The organism is Leptospira limi, assembly GCF_026151395.1.
Classification (GTDB): Bacteria; Spirochaetota; Leptospiria; order Leptospirales; family Leptospiraceae; genus Leptospira_A; species Leptospira_A limi.
Genome location: NZ_JAMQPV010000001.1, coordinates 1,933,555 through 1,955,291 on the forward strand (window position 1 = coordinate 1,933,555; position 21,737 = coordinate 1,955,291).

Here is a 21,737-nt window from a genome sequence, read left to right on the forward strand (position 1 = left end):
TTAACAAAGGAACCATAAGCAGAATAGGAGGAATTTGACGTTTCAAAATGGAAAGGATCTAAAAAATGAAAACCTTTTTTCGGGATATTAGGTCTAAAATTCGTTCATAGATGTTTCTCCTTATGAGACCCGCAGGGAGGGGCCAATATCCCTGATTTTCTTTTTTTTCTTTCCAATCCAGTTCCTATTTCTAATTTCTTTCCATGTTCTTTCGATTCCGCATTTTTTTGTCCGTTTTTCTTTCACTCATTTTGGTGAGATCCGATTTTTCCCAACCAACACCTGCTTCCATTGAATTTTTTACTCCCAATGGTTTTATCAAAGAACCCAAACAAGTAACGGCACGTTTTACAAAACCCATGGTGGCCCTTGGAGATGTCCGCCCAGAGACTGAAATTTTCCAAGTGAACTGTCCTTTTCCTGGAACCAGTCGCTTCATTGACTCTACCACTTGGGTGTATGAATTTGAAAAAGAATTACCAGGTGGAGTGGAGTGTTACTTTGTTTTAAAAGAAGGAATAAAGTCATTTAGCGGAGAAAAAATACAAGGAGAAAGATCGTTTGGATTCCACACAGGTGGTCCTTCTGTTAAGTACGCAACACCTTACCAAGAAAGTACAATTGCAGAAGACCAAGTGTTTTTATTACACTTAGATGGAAAACCCGACCTTGGTAGTTTTCAAAAATTTGCGTATTTTCGTTCGGAAGAATTAGGAAATCGAATTCCAGTGGTTCTCATCTCTGGTTCTGAACGAAAAACTTTCTTACAATCGATGGGCAAAAAAGACAAAGAAGAAATTGTTGTTTTAAAATCCAAACAAACCTTTTTGCCAGAAAAACAAATCCAACTTGTTCTTGGTAAAGGAATTAAGTCTGTATGGGGTGGTGCCATCCCTGAAGATGAGGTGATTACCTTTACTGTTAGACCCGTATTTTCAGCACGTTTTAGTTGTGAAAGGACAACTGCCGATGCAAATTGTATTCCAATCCTTCCAGTAAGTTTATCTTTTAACTCTCCCGTATCACAAGAGTTAATTGAAAAAATTAAGTTGGTGGATAAGGATGGAAAGGAATATCCAAAACAAAAAGTGACTAACAAAGGAAACGAATATTCGGATTGGTTGACTTTTCCCGGTCCTTTCCCAGAAAACACTGAATTCCAAATTAAAATTCCTGACATAGTTGATGATGCAAACAGAAGTTTGGCGAATAGTGCTGCCTTCCCATTAAAATTTAAAACAGATGAGTTCCCGCCACTTGCAAAATTCAGTGCAAAGTTTGGTATTTTGGAATCAAAAGCAAATCCTGCTCTTCCAGTCACCTTACGAAACTTAGAAGCAAGTCTCCCCATCAAATCGACTTCCTTAGGAATGGGTGCAAAAAGCCAAAAAACAATGGACATCGTTGAAATCCAAAAGTGGTTTCAAACATTATCCAAAGTCGAAAGGAACCAATCTGTTTTCCAAACACCAGCTTCCAATGCTAAAGTAAATTCTTTCCAATTACCAAAACCGAATGGCAAAAAACCAATGGAAGTCGTAGGAATTCCTTTTGATTCACCAGGTTTTTACGTTGTTGAATTAACGAGTGAAGTACTTGCCAACCATCTCTTTGCACAAGGCGAAGGAAAAAAAATGTATGTATCCAGTGCTGCTCTTGTTACCAATTTATCTCCGCATTTCAAATGGGGGAAGGATACCAGTTTAGTTTGGGTGACAAGTTTGGATACAGGTCTTCCTGAAGCTGGTGTACAAATAAAAATTTTAGATTGTAATGGGAATATACGGGGTGCTGGGATCACAGGAAAAGATGGTACAATGCTTTTTGGAAATATCAATTTCCAGGAAGTGCCTTATTGTGGTTATCATGAGTTAGGTTCCGGTCTTACTGTTTTTGCTCAAAAAAATGACGATATCAGTTTTACTTCCAGTACATGGGAAAAAGGAATTGAAAGTTGGCGTTACCAACTCCCTCAAACAAGTGCGGGATATGCAAATTATTTAGAATCAATTGTTCTCGATCGTACATTATTTAAAAAAGGGGAAACAGTTCACCTGAAACACGTTAGGCGTAGTTTTGGGAATAAAGGTTTAATCCCTGCAGAACCAAAAGACTATCCAAATACCGTTGTCATTAAACATGAAGGTTCAGGAGAAAGTTATACAACACCTCTAGTTTGGTCATTCCCAGGTCATGCTGAGTCCGAGTTTAAAATTCCTAAAAATGCAAAACACGGTGTTTATTTAGTAACCTATCCTTACAACCAAGAGGACACAAGTTATGGACGAACCATCACACAATTTCGAGTGGAGGAATTTCGTCTACCCGTCCTAAAGGGGAATATCCAACTATCTTCCGAATCACAAAACCTTGTATCTCCTAAAGAAACAAAAGTTCTTTTTGGATTGGAATACCTCTCGGGAGGTGGTGCCTCTCTTGTGCCTGTGAAAATCCGATCACAAGTGGTACCTGGTTATTATAGTCCAAAAGAAGAATATTCTGAATTTACCTTTTCGCCAGAAACCATCAAAGAAGGAAAGTGGAAGGTGAGTGGGTATGAGGAAGAAGAAGTGGAAGAAACAAAACCAAAGGTGTTGTCCACAAATGCAAAAATGGATACAAAAGGATTTTTAGAATACAAATTTGAAAATCTAAAATCCATTCCAGGGTATGGTAACTTTCAAGTGGAAATGGAATATGCAGATCCTACTGGAGAAATCCATACAATCGCAAGGAGTTTTCCAGTTTCACCTTCTGAAGTTCATTTAGGAATTTTACCTGATGGATGGTATTTCACAGAAGACAAAGTAAAACTACAGTTAGTTGTTTTGGATGCAAAAGACAAACCTGTTCCGTCGCAGAAAATTAAAGTAAACGCATACAAAAAAGAATTTTATTCCAATCGAAAACGTCTCGTTGGTGGATTTTATGCTTATGAACACTATGAAGAAGTGAATCAGTTAGGAGAGTTTTGTGAAGGAAAAACTGATTACAAAGGGATTCTCATTTGTGAAGGAAAATCACCTGCTACCGGTGACATCGTTTTTGTGGCGGAAACAAAAGATAAAAATGGAAATCAAACAAACTCTACTTATAATGTATGGGTGAGTTCTAAGGAAGAAGTTTGGTTTGATGTAAGTGATCATAACCGAATGGACATCTTACCTGAAAAACGATCAGTAGAAATTGGTGATACCATCAAAGTCCAAGTGAGATCTCCCTTCCGCGAAGGAACTGCTCTTGTCAGTTTAGAGAGAGAAGGTGTGATTGATTATTTTGTTACACCAGTGAGTGGAAAAGATCCTTTTATCAACATTCCGATCAAAAAAGAATATGCTCCCAATGTTTACGTTTCTGTTTTTCTTGTGCGTGGGCGAATGGGTGATCCAAAACCAACAGGTCTTGTTGACTTAGCCAAACCAAGTTACCGTTTGGGACTTTCTATGTTGAAGGTTGGGTATAAGCCGTACAGTTTGTCCGTTTCTGTCACTCCCAATAAAAAAGAATTCCAAGTTAGAGAAACAGCAGAAGTGGAATTGGAAATTAAATCATCAGATGGTAAGATTCCTACAGAGTCAACTGAGGTTACATTAGCAGTTGTGGATGAAGCATTATTAGAACTTTCTCCCAATCCAACTTGGAATTTATTAGATGCGATGATGGGGACAAGACCACTGCAAGTGGTAACATCGACTGCTCAATCTCAAATTATTGGGAAACGCCACTTTGGGCTCAAAGCGAAACCTGAAGGTGGCGGAGGGGGAAAACAGTCCACTCGTTCTCTTTTTGAAACTCTACTGTATTGGAGAGGAAAAGCTATTGTTGGAAAGGATGGAAAGTATAAATTTAGTTTTCCATTAAACGACTCCCTCACCAGTTTCCGTATTGTTGCGGTTGCCAGTTCCGGTCCAAAAGAATTTGGAACAGGGATGGCAAAAATCCAAACATCCCAAAAAATCCAAACTTTTTCTGGAATCCCTCCCGTTGTTAGGATGGGGGATAGTTTACAACACGAAGTGACTTTGCGTAATGCAAGCGAAACCAAAGAACAACTTAGGCTTCGTCTGAGTGTGGTAGACACAAAAAACGGCTCGGAAATCAAAACGGAATTGGAAACCAAATCGGCAATGTTATCTCCTGGGGAATCAAAAGTGATCACTTGGGATCTTACAGTTCCGGAAGAGATCGTAAAACGTAAATTTTCACTAGAAGTATCTTCACCTAACGGAACTGTGATGGATTCTTTGTCGGTTGAACAAAATGTAATACCTGCTTTTACAGAAAGGGTGTACCAAGCAGGGCTTCTGTTATATGAGGCACCATTTAAGGAATCAGCGCAAACTCCTTCAGGTTCTAAACCAAATACGGGAAAGATGGTTTGGAAAGCTTCCCCTACAATTTTAACAAGTACATCGGGAATCCAAAAGTATTTCCAAACGTATCCTTATTCTTGTATGGAACAAAAAGTTTCAAAAGCGATAGGTTTACGTTCGGACGTTTTATGGAATGATGTTTTAGCAGATTTAAATTCTTTTTTAGATTCAGATGGACTTGTGAAGTATTTTGCACGGATGGATTATGGAAGTGAATTACTTTCTGCATATGTTTTAACATCCGCTAAACTAACAAACAAAACCATACCTGATGATGTTTTAGCAAAAATTATGAATGGTTTACAAGGATTTTTGGACGGAAGGGTTTATGGAGAAAGGTATCGATTTGGTGCCGACCTTGTTGTTCGAAAAATCATCGTTTGGGAAGCATTAACACGATACCAAACTTACGAGTGGGAACAAGTGCGTCCCATTTTTGATAACCTGGAATTTTTACCGACTGCTTCACTCATTGATTTATCTGATATTTACAATCGTGTGAATGGAGCGGATCCAAAAGTAAAGAATCGTTTGTACAGTGTTTTGCGATCAAAATTAAATTTGCAAGGTTCTGAGTTAATCATTGCTGACTCTGGTTTTACCAATCCATGGTGGATTCTTGGAAGTAGGGATTATACGATGGCAAAATTTTTGTTATGGTCCTTCTCCGAACCCGCTTACAAAAAAGATATGCCACGGATTGTCAAAGCATTTGTCAAAATGCAAAAACAAGGAAGGTATGATAGTACACTTGGAAATGCTTATTCGGTTTTAGTTTTTGATCGTGTGAGTAAACTTCTGGAAGGAGAAAAGGTAAGTGGTGGGAAAGTCAAAATCCAAACCGAAAAAGAAACATTAAATTTGGAACCCAATGGCAAACAAACTGTTACCCAAACTCTTGGTATGAACCCTGAAACCTTCACTGTGAGTTATGATGGAAAAGGAAAACCTTGGTTGGAATGGTCTGTGCAAAGTGTCCTTCCTTTACAAACTCCGATCTCCAGTGGTTACCGCCTGAAACGTACTTTTGAACCTGTGCAAGTGGCAAAACCAGGAGTTTTATCCAAAGGAGATACCATCAAAGTCAGACTGGAAATTGAGGCAGACTCCGATAAAACTTGGGTGGTTGTGGAAGATCCAATTCCACCTGGATCCCTTCCTCTTGGGCGTGGATTTGGGCGAGAATCACAGATAAACCAAGACAAACCGGGAGATACTTCTTATTACTTAAGTTTTGAGGAAAAAACCTTGTCCCTCTACCGTGCTTATTTTGAATACCTGCCCAAGGGAAAACATGTGATTGAACACAGTTACCGCCTAAATCACGTGGGGAATTTTGTCCTACCTCCAACACGTGTGGAAGCCATGTATTCGCCGGAAACACATGCTGAATGGCCTAACGAAATCGTGAGGATTTCGGAAAATAAGGACTAGGAAAAGTTTACGGATAAAGTGGGTTTGGAATGATGACTCTAATGGGTCCGAACCAAGCCCCTTTTTTCCCCATCCGAATTTTTAAAATTTCCCTCTATTATTCAGTTTTTTTTTATCTATTCTTTCTCCTCTTTAATACCAGCTTTACAATTATGGGCGTCGACGTTGGCGACTTCCTTAAACAATACTTAGGTGCTTTTTTTGGTGTTTATTTGACCACTACGGCAAAAGTTTTTGCTGTTTCAGTTTTTATCCAAACAAGTTTATTCTCACTAGTGAACTTAGGTTTCTCTTTATGGAATCGTTCAGTTGTTAAATGGTATTTCTTGGTTGGAAGTGTTTTATTCATTGAATGTTTGGCTCTTTTTCAATCAATGATCATGTTCCCTCAAATTTACGGGGAATTTTTCTTCTTTCGGTATCCTAGTTTTGCACCATTCCTTTATTTTTTAACTGATACCATCTCACCAATGTTTTTCAATTTTGTTTTGGGGATATTGGTTTTACTTCTATTTGTAATTTTAGGCCGTCATGTTTACCTTCATAAAAACAAAGAAAGTTTTTTTGCCATCTTACATGTTTTGGTGTTAGGCTTTCTCCATTCCCATGGATTGTACTTAGTTGGATTACTTTATTTTGTTTTTGTGAACTTGCAAGGGAAACACTATGAGAATGTACATACCAAAACATATGGTCTTCTCTTGATTTTCCTTTTGTTTTTGTATGGTTTGCCAAGTTTTTGGATGGGAATATCTTCCTTACGTTACTCAGAGGAAAAAGGAAAACCTCCTATCTTTATCTTATCAGCAGATTCATTACGTTACGATAAAATTGGCGAAAAAATCAATGGCCAATCCATCACACCCAATATCGATTTATTTACAAAAGATAGTTTTGTATTTCATGACCACCATACAACGATTCCACGAACGTTCCCAAGTTGGGCAGACACTCTAACTGGTAAATACTCGATGGAACATAAAATTCGAGACATGTTTCCATCACCGGAAGAAAAACAAAGGATTGGGTCTCCTTCCTTTCCAACAATCCAACAAATCCTAAAAAAAAATGGATACGATCATTTTGCCATTGGTAGTTTTGCAGCAGACATATTTCCAAGAGCCAACTTTGGTTTTGATGAAGTATATGCTCCTAATTTTAATGCAAGGATCATGACGGTCCAAAGGACAGCGGAAACACAAATTCTAATTATGCCATTCCTTGTCGGTTCTTGGTTTTCGGGAGAAAAATACTTAGAAGAACTTGATGGACTTTCCACTTGGGGAGATGGGGATCGTTTACTCAAACGGTTTGATTCTTTGGTGAGTGAAAGAGGAAACTCTCCTTATTCCATTACCTATTTTTCGAGTGTAATCCATTTTCCTTACACACCTGCCTTTCCACATTACAAACGTTTTACGAATCCTCATTATTATGGGAAATATAAGTATCTTAAATTTGTAGATCCGACGGATTCCAGTCTTCCTAATCAGGAAGAAATCTCTCAAATCCGAAGCTTATTTGATAGCGCAGTTTATGCCTTTGACCAAGAATTTGGTGAAATGGTTGGTTATTTAAAATCAAAAGGGATTTATGATGATGCGATCATCATTTTAACTGCCGATCACGGAGAAGCACTGTACGAAGACATCCATGGGCAAGGGCATGGAGAACACCTTCGTGGTGAATCTGTCACCCATGTTCCATTGATGATCAAATTTCCGAAATCATCCAAGTTCGAATCCATTCCCTCGATAGAAAAAAATTTCGATGGCATAACTTCCAGCATTGATTTAGTTCCCACTCTTTTGGATTATTTTGAAATCCCTTCCCAATTGGAATACCCAGGCAAATCTTTATTAACAATTCTTGGACAAAGGGACTGGGATGAAGATCGATTTGTTTATTCTGAAACTGGGATTTGGTTTTCTGATGTTGGTAACCATTTTTTCCAAAAACAAAGAATCCCATATCCGAATATACTTTCACTGCACCAAGTTGTTCCGGAAGAAGACTACCAAATCATGATCACAGATCCCATTTATCGTGAAACGATAGCATTTTCAAAACACAGAAGCATTCAAAATTCAAATTACAAATTGATCTATATTCCCACGAGGGAAGGTGTAAGATTTGAGTTCTATGATCGAAAGAAAGATCCTTTGAACAGAAATAATTTATACCCCAATCATCCTATGGCTTCCAAAATGAAAGAAGCCTTATATAAAACTGTAGTGAAGTGGGAGAATGCTTCACTGGCAGGAGAATATTTAATTCCCAGTTCTTTATCTGACATCAATGAAAATTAATAAGAAAAAAAAGAGGAAACTATGCCGCAACGTAACGACTTAAAATCAATTTTGATCATCGGATCCGGACCAATCGTCATCGGGCAGGCATGTGAGTTTGACTACTCAGGAACGCAGGCAACAAAAGCACTTCGGGAAAAAGGGATACGAGTCATCTTGGTGAATTCAAATCCCGCTACTATCATGACTGATCCTGATCTTGCAGATGCCACTTACATTGAACCTCTCACCGTTCCCGTTCTCGAAAAAATCATTAAAAAAGAAAAACCAGATGCCATATTGCCAACAGTTGGTGGGCAAACGGCTCTCAATTTAGCTCTCGCCTTACACAGAGAAGGTGTATTAGAAAAATACAATGTAGAACTCATCGGAGCAAAAGTAGAAGCAATTCGAAAAGCAGAAGATAGAGAACTCTTTAAACTAGCGATGGAAAAACTTGGGATCCGAGTTGCGAAGTCTTTTATGGTGTCCGACATGGATGCAGCGAGAAAAGCCAAAGACGAAATCGGATTTCCCATCATCATCCGCCCTGCGTTCACGTTGGGTGGTACTGGTGGTGGAACTTGTTATGATGAATCTGAATTTGATGATATAGCTCAAAAAGGTTTATCTGCATCTCCCATTTCACAGATCCTTGTAGAAGAATCCGTGATGGGTTGGAAGGAATTTGAGTTAGAAGTAATGCGAGATTTAAATGATAACGTGGTTATCATTTGTTCCATTGAAAACTTGGATCCAATGGGTGTTCATACAGGAGACTCTATTACTGTTGCTCCACAACAAACGTTAAGTGACAAAGAATACCAAAGATTACGTGATATGTCGATTGATATCATCAGGGAAATTGGTGTAGAAACTGGTGGATCGAATATTCAATTTGCTGTGAACCCAGAAAATGGGGACGTAATTGTCATCGAAATGAATCCAAGGGTTTCCAGATCTTCAGCACTTGCTTCAAAAGCAACTGGATTTCCTATCGCAAAAATTGCAGCATTGTTGTCCATCGGATATACTTTGGATGAAATACGAAATGATATTACAAGAGTAACGCCTGCTAGTTTTGAACCATCTATCGATTACGTAGTTACCAAAATCCCTCGATTTGCTTTTGAAAAATTCCCAGGTTCTGACAACACATTAGGTGTCCAAATGAAGGCGGTTGGGGAAGCAATGGCTATCGGTAGAAACTTTAAAGAAAGTTTTCAAAAAGCATTACGTTCACTTGAAACAGACCGATTTGGTTTTGGAAGTGATGGCTATTTAAAAGAACTGATGGAATGGGAAGCTGTTCCAAAAGAAGAAAGAAAAACATGGCTTACGGCGAAAGTCAAACGTCCAACTGACAAACGAATTTTTTATGTAAAGATGGCATTTGATTTTGGAATGAGTGTCGAAGAAATCCATGAGATTTGTAAAATAGATCCATGGTTTTTATACCAATTTGAAGAACTTTTCCAATTAGAAAATAAATATCGAAAAGAAGGGAATGTCATCATTGAAGAAATGAAACAAGCTGGTTTCTCCAATAGACAACTTGCATTTCTTTCAAAAGAAGAACAAATTTTATCCCAAGTTAGAAGTGGGGCAGCCATTGATATCACCAAAGCAAAGGTTGATAAAACCCTACGAGAAGAAGAAGAAAAAATTGAATCTTACTTAGAAGAAAAAAACATCCAACCTGTATACAAACGTATCGATACTTGTGCAGGTGAGTTTGAAGCATTTACTCCTTACATGTATTCTTCGTATGATGAAGAAGATGAATCGGATGTAACTTCTAAGAAAAAGGTTATGATCCTCGGTGGCGGACCTAACAGAATCGGGCAAGGGATTGAATTTGATTATTGTTGTTGCCATGCATCGTTTTCCTTACAGGAAGCGGGTGTTGAATCCATCATGGTAAACTCCAATCCAGAAACAGTATCCACAGATTACGATACATCGGACCGGTTGTATTTTGAACCACTCAGTTTAGAAGACGTGATGGCAATTTTCAAAAAGGAAAGACCTGATGGTGTGATCGTACAGTTAGGTGGTCAAACTCCACTCAAACTTGCTAAATCTTTGGAAAAAAGAGGGGTTCCGATTCTTGGAACTAGCCCTGATTCCATCGACAGAGCAGAAGATAGAAAACGATTTGCTGAAGTATTAGATAAATTAAGTTTAAAATCACCAGAAAATGGTATCGCTTCTTCAAAAGACAAAGCAAGGGAAATTGCAAGAAAAATCGGTTATCCAGTGCTTGTTAGACCTTCTTATGTGTTAGGTGGTCGAGCTATGTTGATTGTCAATGAAGAAACAGAATTAGACAAATACATGGAAGAAGCCGAAGAGGTTTCTGAAGATAGACCACTACTTGTAGATTCCTTTTTACAAGATGCGACGGAAGTAGACGTAGATGCTCTATGTGATGGAAAAGATGTATTTATAGCGGGAATTATGGAACATATAGAGGAAGCTGGGATCCACTCTGGTGATTCTGCATGTGTTTTACCCCCTCAAAGTATCTCCCAACGTATGCTCCAAGAGATTGAAGAAGCTACGTATCGACTTGCTCTAGAATTAAATGTTAAAGGTCTCATCAATGTGCAATATGCGATTAAAGATGAAACTCTGTATGTCTTAGAAGTAAATCCAAGAGCATCAAGAACTGTTCCATTTGTTGCAAAGTCAATAGGGATCCCTGTTGTAAAAATTGCTGTAAGACTTATGTTAGGTGAAACATTGGCTTCTTTCAAATTAGGGAAACGGTTTTCTGCGCCAATGATCACTGTAAAAGAAGCAGTTTTACCATTTAGTAAATTTCCGGGTGTAGATACCATCCTTGGTCCAGAAATGAGATCAACAGGTGAAGTGATGGGAATTGCTGCAACCAAAGGGGAAGCCTTTGTGAAAGCGCAGATAATGGCAGGTGAAGAACCACCAAAACACGGAACGGTTTTTGTTACCATCAATGATAAAACCAAAAAAGAATTATTAGAACCCGTTAGGTCCTTGTCCAATTTAGGTTATAACATCATTGCAACAGAGGGAACTCATAAGTTTTTATCTGATAATGGAATTTTATCGAGTAAAATCAATAAAATCTATGATGGTTATTTTCCAAATGTAATTGATTACATCAAAGAGAAAAAAATCCATTTGATCATCAACACTCCTTTGTCCAGAGTTACAAGAGAAAATGCATTTACGATTCGCCAAGCGGCAATTAAATACAAAGTACCTTGTCTCACTACATCACAGGCTGCAAAAGCTCTGATCCATGGACTTGTGGAAATGAAGGATAAGGGGTATTCAGTAAACTCGTTACAGGAAATTCACAAAAAGAAATAAAAGAAAACCGATACGATTCTAGACTCTAACAGTTTGGAATCGTATCTATTTAGTCTTTTGAAATGTAAGCCTACATCTAAATCACTAAATTTGAATTTCTTTTAAGAGGGTTTCAATTCGTTTTCGGTTCAATCCTAAATCTGACTTTCCTAGTCTAGAAGCTGATCGAAAGTGTAATTGTTTTGTTTTTTCATCAAAATAGAACTCTACATCATCCACATAACGCATGATAAGCGTTGTGAATTCAATATACAAATAATTGTTTTCTTCTTTGATGATTTTGGTTCTCGGATGGTTTAGAATTCTTTCTTTTAAAATGGAAATTGCCTCTACTGTTGGTTTTTGATAGGGCACTGAACTTCGAAAGTGTTCTTTGTCAGATGGATCTGAAAAACTACTGATGCAGTTTGGAGTTTTTGGGCATTCTAATAATTTTCCAGATCGAATTCCCAAATTGTCTGGCCTAGTTCCCGTACAATTCATGACGATGAGTAAGGAAATCATTCCTATCATTGTTGTTGTTGTTACTTTTAATTGTTTCATCTTTTCTCCTTTAAACCTGTTTGTTGATTTCACCTGATTTTTTGGTAAGTTGGCAAATCCTTTGTCGTTAGAATGATTTCAAATGATTTGCCTTCATACCTTAAGTTAGACTGTTTCTTTGGCAACCAGTCGTTTGGACCTTAAGATTGAGAAGATAAACACAAGAAGTGTTCCAATTCCGATATAAAAAAGTCCAGTTGTGATATAACCTGAAATGGGTGGGTAAATCAAGTTGTATCCAAATTCTGCATTCTCAACTTCCTTGGTTAGTTTGCCTTCAATTGGAGTTTTTTCCCTCAATTCATCAGAGGATGGGTAAGTGTAGGGGTCAAAATTGGCAGGCCACTGGTACGGATTTCCATAATACAAACTGTAAATTGTATCTTTTGTAACGTTATCTATAAAAAATAAAATTTCCTCTAATGGTTGTACGGTGATTACTTCTTTTAAGTGTAAGGTTTGATTCTCGCCATCTTCAATTTGAATAGTAAATTCGGAACTCAATGGTGAAGAGATTGGGATCTCTGCATAATTTCCATCTTTTTCATCATGATTGATGGTTCCTTGGAATACTGTGTCCCATTCTTTTTTATTGATTTTCCCTCGAACTGTAATCATACGTTCCCAGTTCTTTTCTTCAAAGGAAAGTTTTATGTTTTGGAAACTAGTTTGGATTTCATTTGGAAACGTAAAAAGCACTGCATTTTCTTCGAGTAATGGATTGGGAATCTGATGGGTTTTTTCAAAGTATAAATGTTTATTTTCTTTGGACCTGGTGACAGAAGGAAATTTTAAATTTGATCCATTTTCCACTTCCAATCGAACATATCTGTATTTGGTATTTCCTAAATCAATTTCTCCAGATGATTGTGACCCATATTTGTACAAAAATACATTTTTTGTTTCTGCAAAACTGTCTGGATTATCACCTAACTTTAGAGTAATTGATGTTTCATAGTCATAAGAGCTCGTTACTGTTAATTTTGAATAGGACATTCCTTCTGGAAGTTTCGGTAGTTCTAACACATAAATTTCCATTTCATCTTTTTTGGTGAAAAGTAACTCTGGTTTTAGTTTTTCAGTGTATTTGCTAATTTCTTCTGCATTTTGGATTTTGTAAGGAACAATCTCTCCATTTAGAGTCAAACGAAGGTCTCCATAAAATGAATGTTTATAAAACTCTTCATCGAGTAACACTTTTACAATCCGACTTTCAGAAAGTTTGGAAGGGAGTGTGATGTCTTTTTTGTATTTAAAATTTTCGACAGGTAGGGGCCTTGCGAAAACGGAAGTTGTCATAAGTAAAGATATAAGTAATGAAATTGGGTATAAAGTTTTCATGTAGTTTCCTTTTTGATTCGATTGTAAAATGTTCCCGTAACAATAAGAGAGATTCCTAAAAACAGACCTGCTAAGATTCTGTATCCCAAGGATAAGTTCCAAAAATCATATAAATAAAATTTGGCTACGACCAGTGCCAATGATACAAATCCGGCCACTTTTATTGAGTGGATGTGTTTTTGGAATCCTATGACCAAAGTACCAAATCCATAGAAGATCAAACAAATGGTGTATAAAAACATACGTTTTTCTTCAGGAAAACCCAAATGGATTTCCACAAAATTTCCTAGTAAGAAATAAGGATAGGCGGCGTATAAGAATAGTTTTGAAAAATTTGAAAACTGTCTGCTATACCAATACGATAATACCAAATACAAACTACCTGTTGTAAAAATGAGAAACCTACCATTTACAAATGGAACTTCATTGTAAGAACGATAGGTAAACGCGAAAATATAAAACAGAGCAAAAAACCAAACAGGGAATGTTGCTAAATACATATACAATTGTTTGGAATATGTTGCCGCAATTGTCACAACAAACGCAAAACTAATTAGGCTAAATGCTAAAGCTTTACCTGTCATTCCCATCACAATCACACTGATAATGAGGGGTAATCCAAAAAGGCTAATGATATCATACACTTTTTTTGTATCACTCGTAAGTTCTATATCACGGAGAGACCTTTGGTAGATTCCATAAAATAAGATAAGAACGAGTGTTAGTAGAAATGGTTTTAGTGCAGGATAAAAGATTCCAAACATCCAAAAGGATTGCAAAAATCCAAGTCCCAAGGTGAGTCCGATGGTAACCAAAGTTAGGTTTGGGTTCTCTTTTATAGTTCTTTTTAAAACTTCGAATTCGCGAAGTAAAAATAGAAGGTAAACACCCAATTGGAAGATGAATGGGAAAAAGATTTTAGCCTCTTCTAATTTTGATTCTGCCCAAGTGGCAAAGATTAAGTGATTTGCGATTAGAATGAGTAATGGGATCACCTTCCAAGGCATTTCCTTTCTGATGAAAAAGAAAAGTAGGTTCCATATGAGTAAATAGGTGAATAAAAATGGATAGGAGTTTTGTCCCGTGGAGACTAAAATGGGCGATAAAAAAACACCCAAACTCGCAAATCCAAATAGAACTTCACTTTTTTCAGCGTACGAAATTCCAACAGCTGTTAGGCTTAAAAGGATCAGTCCAACAAAACACGTTTCTGTTCCGTATAAATCATACCAAACATATCCTGAATAATAGGCAGAAAATAAAACAGCAATTCCGAGGCCAAGTAAACTAGGTGAAAGGTAAGGCCTTGATTCTTTTGTTTTGTATCCATACCAAAGGATCGGAAGAGAAGAGAGGATACCAATCCAAATACGAACCGATTCGTTGATCCAATATTCTTCGATTGCTAGATAAAAAAACCAAATCGATGCAAGGATGAGTGAAAATACACCGAGTTTTACAAATAAATTTTGTCCAATCCATTGGATGAACCAATTGGGTCCTTCGTCAATCGAGACTGGTTTTGTATCTTCTATAACAAGTGTTTGTTTTGGAATGTCGGAAGTTTCCGATTTGGAGATAACTTTTGATTCTGAGAGAGAAAGGACTTTTTCTTTTAAGAAAAATAGTTCCTTTTCCATCGATTGGATTTTGGATAAAATTTCTTTTTTTTCTTTTTCTTCCACCTGGGTGAAGTTACAGATGGAAGAAACAAAAGGAAACTATTTTTTATTCTGGATCGTTCCACATCCCATTTTCGCGAATGAGTTCGATGAGTAGGTCGGGAGCTTCCGTTTCAGAGACTCCTTTTTTTACAATTTCCTTCCCTTTGTAGAGGTGGACTTTACCAATTCCTGCACCGACATAACCAAAATCAGCATCTGCCATCTCACCTGGTCCATTGACAATACATCCCATCACAGCAATTTTTACACCTTTTAGATGCCCAGTTTTTTCTTTGATTTTCGCTGTTGTTGTTTGTAAGTCAAACATGGTCCTTCCGCACGACGGGCAGGAAATGTATTCTGTTTTTGTGAGTCTAAGTCGAGTTGCTTGCAATATATCAAAATTTAAATGCAAACATTCTTCTGCTTCTCCGTCACCAAAGGAAAGTCTTAAAACATCTCCAATTCCATCTAATAAACTTCCTCCTGCTTGGATAGAAGCATCATACATCAGTTGGTCTTTGGTTTTACCTGAAACATTTAAGACGATTGGGTAATCGGATTCTCTTAATAAAAATGCAAGTTTTCTGATCGTAAGTAAGTCACCATCTGAAGTTGAAAAAAGGATATTCTCAATTTTTCTTTTTTTGCATTCTTTTAAGACTGTAGACACATGTTCTATGTTAGATGATGAAAAGGTCCATTCCACAGATCGTTTGTCTTTTGCATATCTATGCACAAATTGTAAAAGATCATCCCAGGATTCTTCCGATTCCTTTAAAAAGAGAGAAGGGGAAATAACCCACTTTTGAAATTTATACAAATCCTCAGCAAAAGTTTCATACTGGTACATGAGATCTTCAGAGAGTGCGAAGGAAACAGGCAAAGGAAAGGATCCTCTCCTCACCATCGTTCCAAGCGTTAGTAAATCTAATTCAGAATCAATGTTAAAATGAATGAGTTCTGGAACTCGACCTGATTTGTTTCCCCTTTGGATGAGATGGAGGACTTCTTCCGCTGTGCCCTCTCCAAAAAAAGGAAAACAGGATTCAATTCGAACTGGATTTGTATCTCCAATTTTTGTTTCCCCAACGGCAATTTCTTTGGAATAAAAACGAGCGTATTGGTATGGATCTCGAAATTCCGTATAAATACTTTCACGTATCATTGGATTTTCTTTGGCTGTTAAGGAAGCGAAATATAGATCGTTGTATTTTTTAACCAGTTCCTTCGCTACAGGGATTTCATGAATTGCATCTTCTGTTAAGGAGACTCGGATCGTATCACCTAAACCGTCTTCGAGTAAACTTCCAATTCCAATAGCTGATTTAATCCTTCCGTCTTTACCATCCCCGGCTTCGGTCACACCTAAGTGGAGTGGATAATCCATTCCTAAGTCATAAAACCTGGCAACTAACATACGATAGGCTTGTATCATCACCTGAGGGTTGGATGCTTTCATAGAAACAACAATGTCACGATAAGAATTTTTTTCAGCGATCCGGATGAATTCCAATGCGGATTCTACCATTCCAAGAGGTGTGTCCCCAAATCGATTCATGATACGGTCCGACAAACTTCCATGGTTTGTTCCAATTCTCATCGCAACACCAAGTTCTTTGGCTCTTAAGACAAGGGGTGTGAATACTTCTTCAATCCGTTCTAATTCTTCATTATAATCTTTGTCAGTGTATTCGATGATCTCAAATTTTTTTTTGTCAGCAAAGTTTCCTGGGTTAATACGCACCTTTTCAACCCATTCCACACATTTGAGAGCAACTTGGGGAGTGAAGTGGATGTCTGCAACAAGAGGGACTTTTAGACCAAGTTCTTTCATTCGTTTTCGGATATTTGGTAAGTTGTCAGCATCCGCTTGACTAGGAACTGTTAGGCGAACAATTTCCGATCCTGCCTTCTCTAAATCTGAGATTTGTTGGATACTTGCTTCCGTATCTCTTGTGTTAGATGTGATCATGGATTGGACGCGGATTGGGTTTTTTCCTCCAATTCCAACATCTCCCACTTTCACTTCTCTTGTAGGTCTTCTTCTGTAAAAAAATGGCGATTCGTTATATTTGGTGCTCATTTGAATCTTATGTTCTCATTATCTAGGAAATTAAATTCGAAAATTTGGGCAAGCAGTATGAAAAAAATCTGTGGCTTTCAATTTCACTCCCTTCCAAACCGAAAATCAAATTAGGAAGAAAACCTGGGCTTTTTGGAACCAATGAATACGGAAGTAAAACAAGGATTACAACGCAAATACCGAGTGCAGGTCACTGTAGCGATTTACCGTGAGGGAAATTTGTCTTACAAAAGTGAAATATTATCACCTGCCTATTATGATAAAAGGCAAGAAGCTCGTGACCACATCCGACAGGAAATCCGAGAACGATTGGCTCACTCCAAATTCTTCCGATCCACACGTTTGGACTATGACTTGGTTCGGTATACAGAAGAAGGAAGTTGTAATACCTTTCTTCGTTATAGCATCCAAGATTCGGACATTTGAGCCCACAGAAAAAACTTCACGATTGGTATTTATTACACAAACGTGATCTACCATTTCGTAAAAAGAAACAAGCTTATCCCATTTGGATCTCTGAGGTGATGTTGCAGCAAACTCGAGTTGCTGCGATGTTACCTTTGTTTGAAAATTTCCTCAATCGTTTTCCAAACCCTGAAGAGTTAGCTAAGGCAAGTGAAGAAGAAGTCCTCGCCCATTGGAAGGGGCTTGGGTATTATAGCCGTGCTCGGAACATCCGAAAAGCAGCCATCCAACTTGTCAATTTATACAATGGTTCCTTTCCAAAAGACTTAGAGTTAGTTTTAAAATTACCTGGAATTGGAAATTATACAGCACGAGCTGTTTTATCCATTGCCTATGATTTACCGTATGCAGTACTTGATGGAAATGTAAAACGTGTACTTTCGCGTTACGTTGGTTATACGAAAAATATTCTCGGTCCAAAGGCAGATTTAGAGCTCCAAGAGAAGGCAAATGAATTTTTAAACTTAGAATTTCCAGGCGACCATAACCAAGCCATGATGGAACTTGGGGCAACCATCTGCTTACCCGAATCTCCTAAATGTTTGGTCTGCCCACTCATGGAAGGATGTTTTGCTAGAATCCATGGGAAAACAAAAGAAATTCCCATTCGGGAGAAATACCAAAAGCAAATTGTTTTGCAAGGTGAAATATGGATTGTCCAAAAGGATGATGTTTACCTCCTCATCAAGGAACCAAAAAATCGATTTTTGAAAGGTATGTTCCATCTTCCCTATGGCTTTTTAGGTGAACTACCTAACAATGAATACAAACCTTCCGATTTTTTTTACTTTTTAGGATCTCTGAAAGGGCAAAGCCAAAACTTAGGAACCATTAAACATACTATCACACATCATAAATTAGAATATTCTGTTCCCCATTTGAAATTAAATCAGACAAAGGAATTGGAATCTTTTTTAAAAACATTAGATATCGATTTTAAATGGGTTAAACTGGATTCACTTGAAACCGAGTTCCCTTCCTCACTGGCAAAGAAAGTAAGAAAGATTTTGCTTTACTAATCTAAAATATCTCCTACGATTTTTTGGTCATGGCAGAGATCATCGTTTGGTTAGAGTTCATCATTTCCAAAATCCCACTGCCAATCTTAGAAGTTTGGGGTCGATTTTCGTTTTTACTCGGCGCTCTCATTGCTGTTTTTGCTTATACTGGTTTTACGTTTCGGAATGGAAAACAATTCCGAATCTCCAGGGAAGTATGGACATGGAATCTCAAAAGTTTCTATTTTTTTCTCATTACCTTTGTCTCAATTTTTGCTACAGGTTATTTAGGTAGTTCCATTGTCCTGATCCCTGGAGCACAGACATTAGAAAGTCTTAAGGATTTATCAGTCTTTTTATGCCTTAATTTTTTTGGCTACCCTGCCTTACTTGCAGTTCCATTTGCCTATGGTCTTTCTGATTTGATAGAAGGGGTGCCTCCAGACTTTTTATGGGACTGGTTACCTGGGTATTTCATTAATCCATCCTTGTTTTGGCTCTCCTACCAAATGATTGGAAAATCACCAAATTTCAGTAAGGTGAGAATCTGGATTTATTATTTTATATTTGTATTTTTATTTTTATTACTCGAACCATTTTTATGGGGGTTTTTATGTTCCAAACAATTTGGATCTGAAATTTCCTATCACACCATTAGTTCTGCCCTTATTTTCACAACTGGAATCACTTGGATCCTTGCACCACTGATCACATTTTTGTTGTATCCGATTGTTAAAAAAATTGGATACTTTTGGGCTGAGATCCCATTCCAAGTAAAGGAAGTTAGTATCACAGAACCAAGAATGGTTTGGGTTTCCGCATCGAATCTTGGGACTTCAAACGAACAATATGCGGAAGAGAGAACAGGGATATCCTTACAATTATTCATCGTTGCACCATTTGTTTGTTTGGTTTTGTTTTTAGTTGGGATTACATCGTATGTGACTTTAAAAAATGCAGAAGAATCTGCTTACCATATGGTTGAAATTTTACACAAACAATGGTCAAAAAATATCCAATTGCAATTATCGGAATTGGAATCAGCTACTGGCTCCATAAACTCGAATCCCATTCTACTCCAACAATTATTAGATGCTTCTGTGGTAAATACCCAAGGTAAGGTGTATTTGTTAGATTCTCACCTAACGCTCATTTCTGGTTTGTCGAACGAACCAAAATCATCACGACTTCTAGAAACCTTACGTGTCGAATTAAAAAAACAAGCAAGTGACCTTCATTACCCAGAAACTCATTTGAGTTTTTCTGTTGTGACAAAAAAACCACTCTCGAGAGAAAATTGGAATGCCAATGTTTCGAGATTCGAGATCCCCAAAGAAAAAAATACCATCTACTTAGTTACGCTGTTCCCATATTCCTTTTATTTGAGTGGAGTGTATACAGGGAATAGTGAGTCGGCTATGGTATTTGCTTGGGCCATTCTTTTAAGTCTTATCCTCGCTGTTGTATTAGCGGAACTTGTCACAAGACCAATCTTACGATTTTCTTCCGCTTCCAAATCACTGGCAAAGGGAGATTGGGATTTTCCTGTGGGTGAGAGTATGATCGCAGAACTCCGAGGACTTTCCGATGCCTTTCGTTTTATGTCGAAGGAATTAAAATCCAGTTTTGAACGAGTGAGTGCAAGCCAACGGATGGTGATGGAAACCAATAGTAATTTGGAAAAAATCGTCAATGACCGAACGGTAGCACTGATGGAAAGTAACAAGAATTTACTGGAAACCATTGCTACCAAAGAACGAATTTTACTCGATCTTCATAATGCACAAAACCAGTTGTTACTTAGTGAAAAATTAGCGGCACTTGGGCAATTTGCTGCTGGAATCACTCATGAATTGAATACACCACTCGGTGCCATTTCCTCCAGTGTGCGTGCCATGTCAGAAATTTTAAAAAAAGATATCCTTCTCCTTCCAAAATTTTTAGAAACCCTTAACCACGAGGAATTGGAAGATTTTCAAACATTACTTTTGTTAAGTGTTAATTTTGGAGATAGAAGTTCAGGTCTTATGAGTCGTGCGGAAAAAAAGGAAAGGATGGCACAACTCAAGGAAAAGAATATTTCCAATCCAGATGATATACTCGACCATCTAACATCGATTGGAGTCACAAATTGGGATTCTCAAATCTTTTCGATTATAGAAAAACCAGGAGCTAGCCATCTTTTGCAAAACGTTGTAACTTTGGGAAGTTTGTACCGATTGGTATATGTGGTTCAATCTGCTACGGAAAAAGCCTCACATGTAGTGAACGCACTCAAACATTATTTGTATACTGACCAATCTGTTGCCGACTCTAACTCACAACAGGTGAATATTCCTTCAGAATTGGATTCAATTTTAACTTTATACCAGGCAAAAATTAAAAAAGATGTGGAAATCATTAAGAACTATTTCACATCTGATTCTTGTTTGGCGGATCGCGATAAACTCAACCAAGTTTGGATCAATTTAATCAATAATGCTTTACAAGCAATGGATTATAAGGGTAAAATAAGAATTTCAGTCACAACCGAATCAGACTTTATTCTAACATCCATTAAGGATAATGGAAAAGGAATTGATCCCGAAATCCAAGACAAAGTTTTTTTGCCCTTCTTTACGACAAAAAAACATGGAGAAGGGATTGGGCTTGGGCTTGACATTTGTAAACAAATCGTGGAAAAAATGAATGGAAAAATTGATTTTATTTCAGACGCTACTGGAACGGAATTCAGGGTGTACATACCAAAAGTAATGGAAGGGGAAAGAGTTTGAATTTATCGCAGATCAAAAACGAGAAAAATGCCATTCTATGTGTTGATGATGAACCAATCCTCCTTCTTTCTCTCGTACAAGAACTGAAAAGGGAGATTGGTGGCAGTTACACATATGAAACCGCACAAAACCCAGAGGAAGCGATGGAAGTGATCGATGACCTTTGCCAATCAGGTGTGGAAGTGATTCTCATTTTGTCCGACTGGCTCATGCCTGGGATGCGTGGAGACGAATTTCTCATCAAAGTCCACCAAAAATACCCTCATATCAAATCCATCCTCATTTCTGGGCATGCAGATCGGGATGCGATCAACCGTGTGAAAGAAGAAGCCAAAACCTATGCAATTTTTTCCAAACCTTGGAATACCAAGGAACTTTTGGATGCAGTTCGTTTCTGTTGCAATTTGACCTAAGTCC

At 37.6% G+C, this 21,737-nt stretch carries 11 protein-coding genes; 7 read left to right on the top strand and 4 right to left on the bottom strand.

Annotated elements, in window-relative coordinates; all coding sequences use genetic code 11:
• Window positions 1-203: 203 nt before the first annotated feature.
• From ND812_RS08875 to carB, 3 genes are read left to right on the top strand one after another with little or no spacing between them, the layout of a single operon-like run.
• Window positions 204-5,807, top strand: coding sequence for an alpha-2-macroglobulin family protein (locus ND812_RS08875; RefSeq protein WP_322113659.1), 5,604 nt, complete (start codon window positions 204-206; stop codon window positions 5,805-5,807).
• Window positions 5,808-5,848: 41 nt separating this feature from the next.
• Entirely contained in the window at window positions 5,849-8,116 is a 2,268-nt protein-coding gene (locus tag ND812_RS08880; RefSeq protein ID WP_322113660.1) for a sulfatase-like hydrolase/transferase, read from the top strand.
• 21 nt (window positions 8,117-8,137) lie between these two features.
• Window positions 8,138-11,449 (top strand): carbamoyl-phosphate synthase large subunit, encoded by a 3,312-nt coding sequence (gene carB, locus ND812_RS08885; RefSeq protein WP_265375169.1) that lies wholly within the window; start codon window positions 8,138-8,140, stop codon window positions 11,447-11,449.
• Window positions 11,450-11,533: 84 nt separating this feature from the next.
• Here carB and ND812_RS08890 read toward each other — a convergent pair whose 3' ends face one another.
• The 4 genes from ND812_RS08890 to ispG form a co-directional block, all read right to left on the bottom strand.
• Window positions 11,534-11,992, bottom strand: a complete 459-nt coding sequence (locus ND812_RS08890; RefSeq protein ID WP_265375170.1) for a DUF1499 domain-containing protein — start codon at window positions 11,990-11,992, stop codon at window positions 11,534-11,536.
• A gap of 105 nt (window positions 11,993-12,097) precedes the next feature.
• A complete protein-coding gene (locus ND812_RS08895; protein WP_265375171.1) occupies window positions 12,098-13,333 on the bottom strand; it encodes a hypothetical protein in 1,236 nt (411 codons plus the stop codon).
• A complete protein-coding gene (locus tag ND812_RS08900; RefSeq protein WP_265375172.1) occupies window positions 13,330-15,018 on the bottom strand; it encodes a DUF2339 domain-containing protein in 1,689 nt (562 codons plus the stop codon). Before ND812_RS08900 ends, ND812_RS08895 begins: the two co-directional genes overlap by 4 nt.
• Before the next feature lie 43 nt (window positions 15,019-15,061).
• Window positions 15,062-17,083 (bottom strand): (E)-4-hydroxy-3-methylbut-2-enyl-diphosphate synthase, encoded by a 2,022-nt coding sequence (gene ispG, locus ND812_RS08905; RefSeq protein WP_265375173.1) that lies wholly within the window; start codon window positions 17,081-17,083, stop codon window positions 15,062-15,064.
• 141 nt (window positions 17,084-17,224) lie between these two features.
• On the opposite strand from ispG, the gene ND812_RS08910 reads away from it, so the two are divergent.
• The 4 genes from ND812_RS08910 to ND812_RS08925 are packed head-to-tail and all read left to right on the top strand — an operon-like array spanning window position 17,225 to window position 21,733.
• Window positions 17,225-17,509 carry a hypothetical protein gene (locus ND812_RS08910; protein ID WP_265359380.1) on the top strand — a complete coding sequence of 95 codons (285 nt, stop codon included), beginning with the start codon at window positions 17,225-17,227 and terminating at the stop codon, window positions 17,507-17,509.
• Entirely contained in the window at window positions 17,506-18,567 is a 1,062-nt protein-coding gene (gene mutY / locus ND812_RS08915) for an A/G-specific adenine glycosylase (RefSeq protein WP_265375174.1), read from the top strand. Before ND812_RS08910 ends, mutY begins: the two co-directional genes overlap by 4 nt.
• A gap of 29 nt (window positions 18,568-18,596) precedes the next feature.
• Window positions 18,597-21,320: a sensor histidine kinase gene (locus ND812_RS08920; RefSeq protein ID WP_265358253.1), complete on the top strand. Its 2,724-nt coding sequence runs from the start codon at window positions 18,597-18,599 to the stop codon at window positions 21,318-21,320.
• Window positions 21,317-21,733, top strand: coding sequence for a response regulator (locus ND812_RS08925; RefSeq protein WP_012388280.1), 417 nt, complete (start codon window positions 21,317-21,319; stop codon window positions 21,731-21,733). The genes ND812_RS08920 and ND812_RS08925 overlap by 4 nt, the downstream gene beginning before the upstream one ends.
• The last annotated feature ends 4 nt before the right edge of the window (window positions 21,734-21,737 follow it).

Bases quoted from the DNA above. Each gene is read 5' to 3' on its own strand.
- ND812_RS08875 (WP_322113659.1), top strand. From the start codon at position 204: ATGTTCTTTCGATTCCGCATTTTTTTGTCCGTTTTTCTTTCACTCATT.
- ND812_RS08895 (WP_265375171.1), bottom strand. From the start codon at position 13,333: ATGAAAACTTTATACCCAATTTCATTACTTATATCTTTACTTATGACA.
- ND812_RS08910 (WP_265359380.1), top strand. From the start codon at position 17,225: ATGAATACGGAAGTAAAACAAGGATTACAACGCAAATACCGAGTGCAG.
- ND812_RS08890 (WP_265375170.1), bottom strand. From the start codon at position 11,992: ATGAAACAATTAAAAGTAACAACAACAACAATGATAGGAATGATTTCC.
- ND812_RS08880 (WP_322113660.1), top strand. From the start codon at position 5,849: ATGGGTCCGAACCAAGCCCCTTTTTTCCCCATCCGAATTTTTAAAATT.
- carB (WP_265375169.1), top strand. From the start codon at position 8,138: ATGCCGCAACGTAACGACTTAAAATCAATTTTGATCATCGGATCCGGA.
- ispG (WP_265375173.1), bottom strand. From the start codon at position 17,083: ATGAGCACCAAATATAACGAATCGCCATTTTTTTACAGAAGAAGACCT.
- ND812_RS08920 (WP_265358253.1), top strand. From the start codon at position 18,597: ATGGCAGAGATCATCGTTTGGTTAGAGTTCATCATTTCCAAAATCCCA.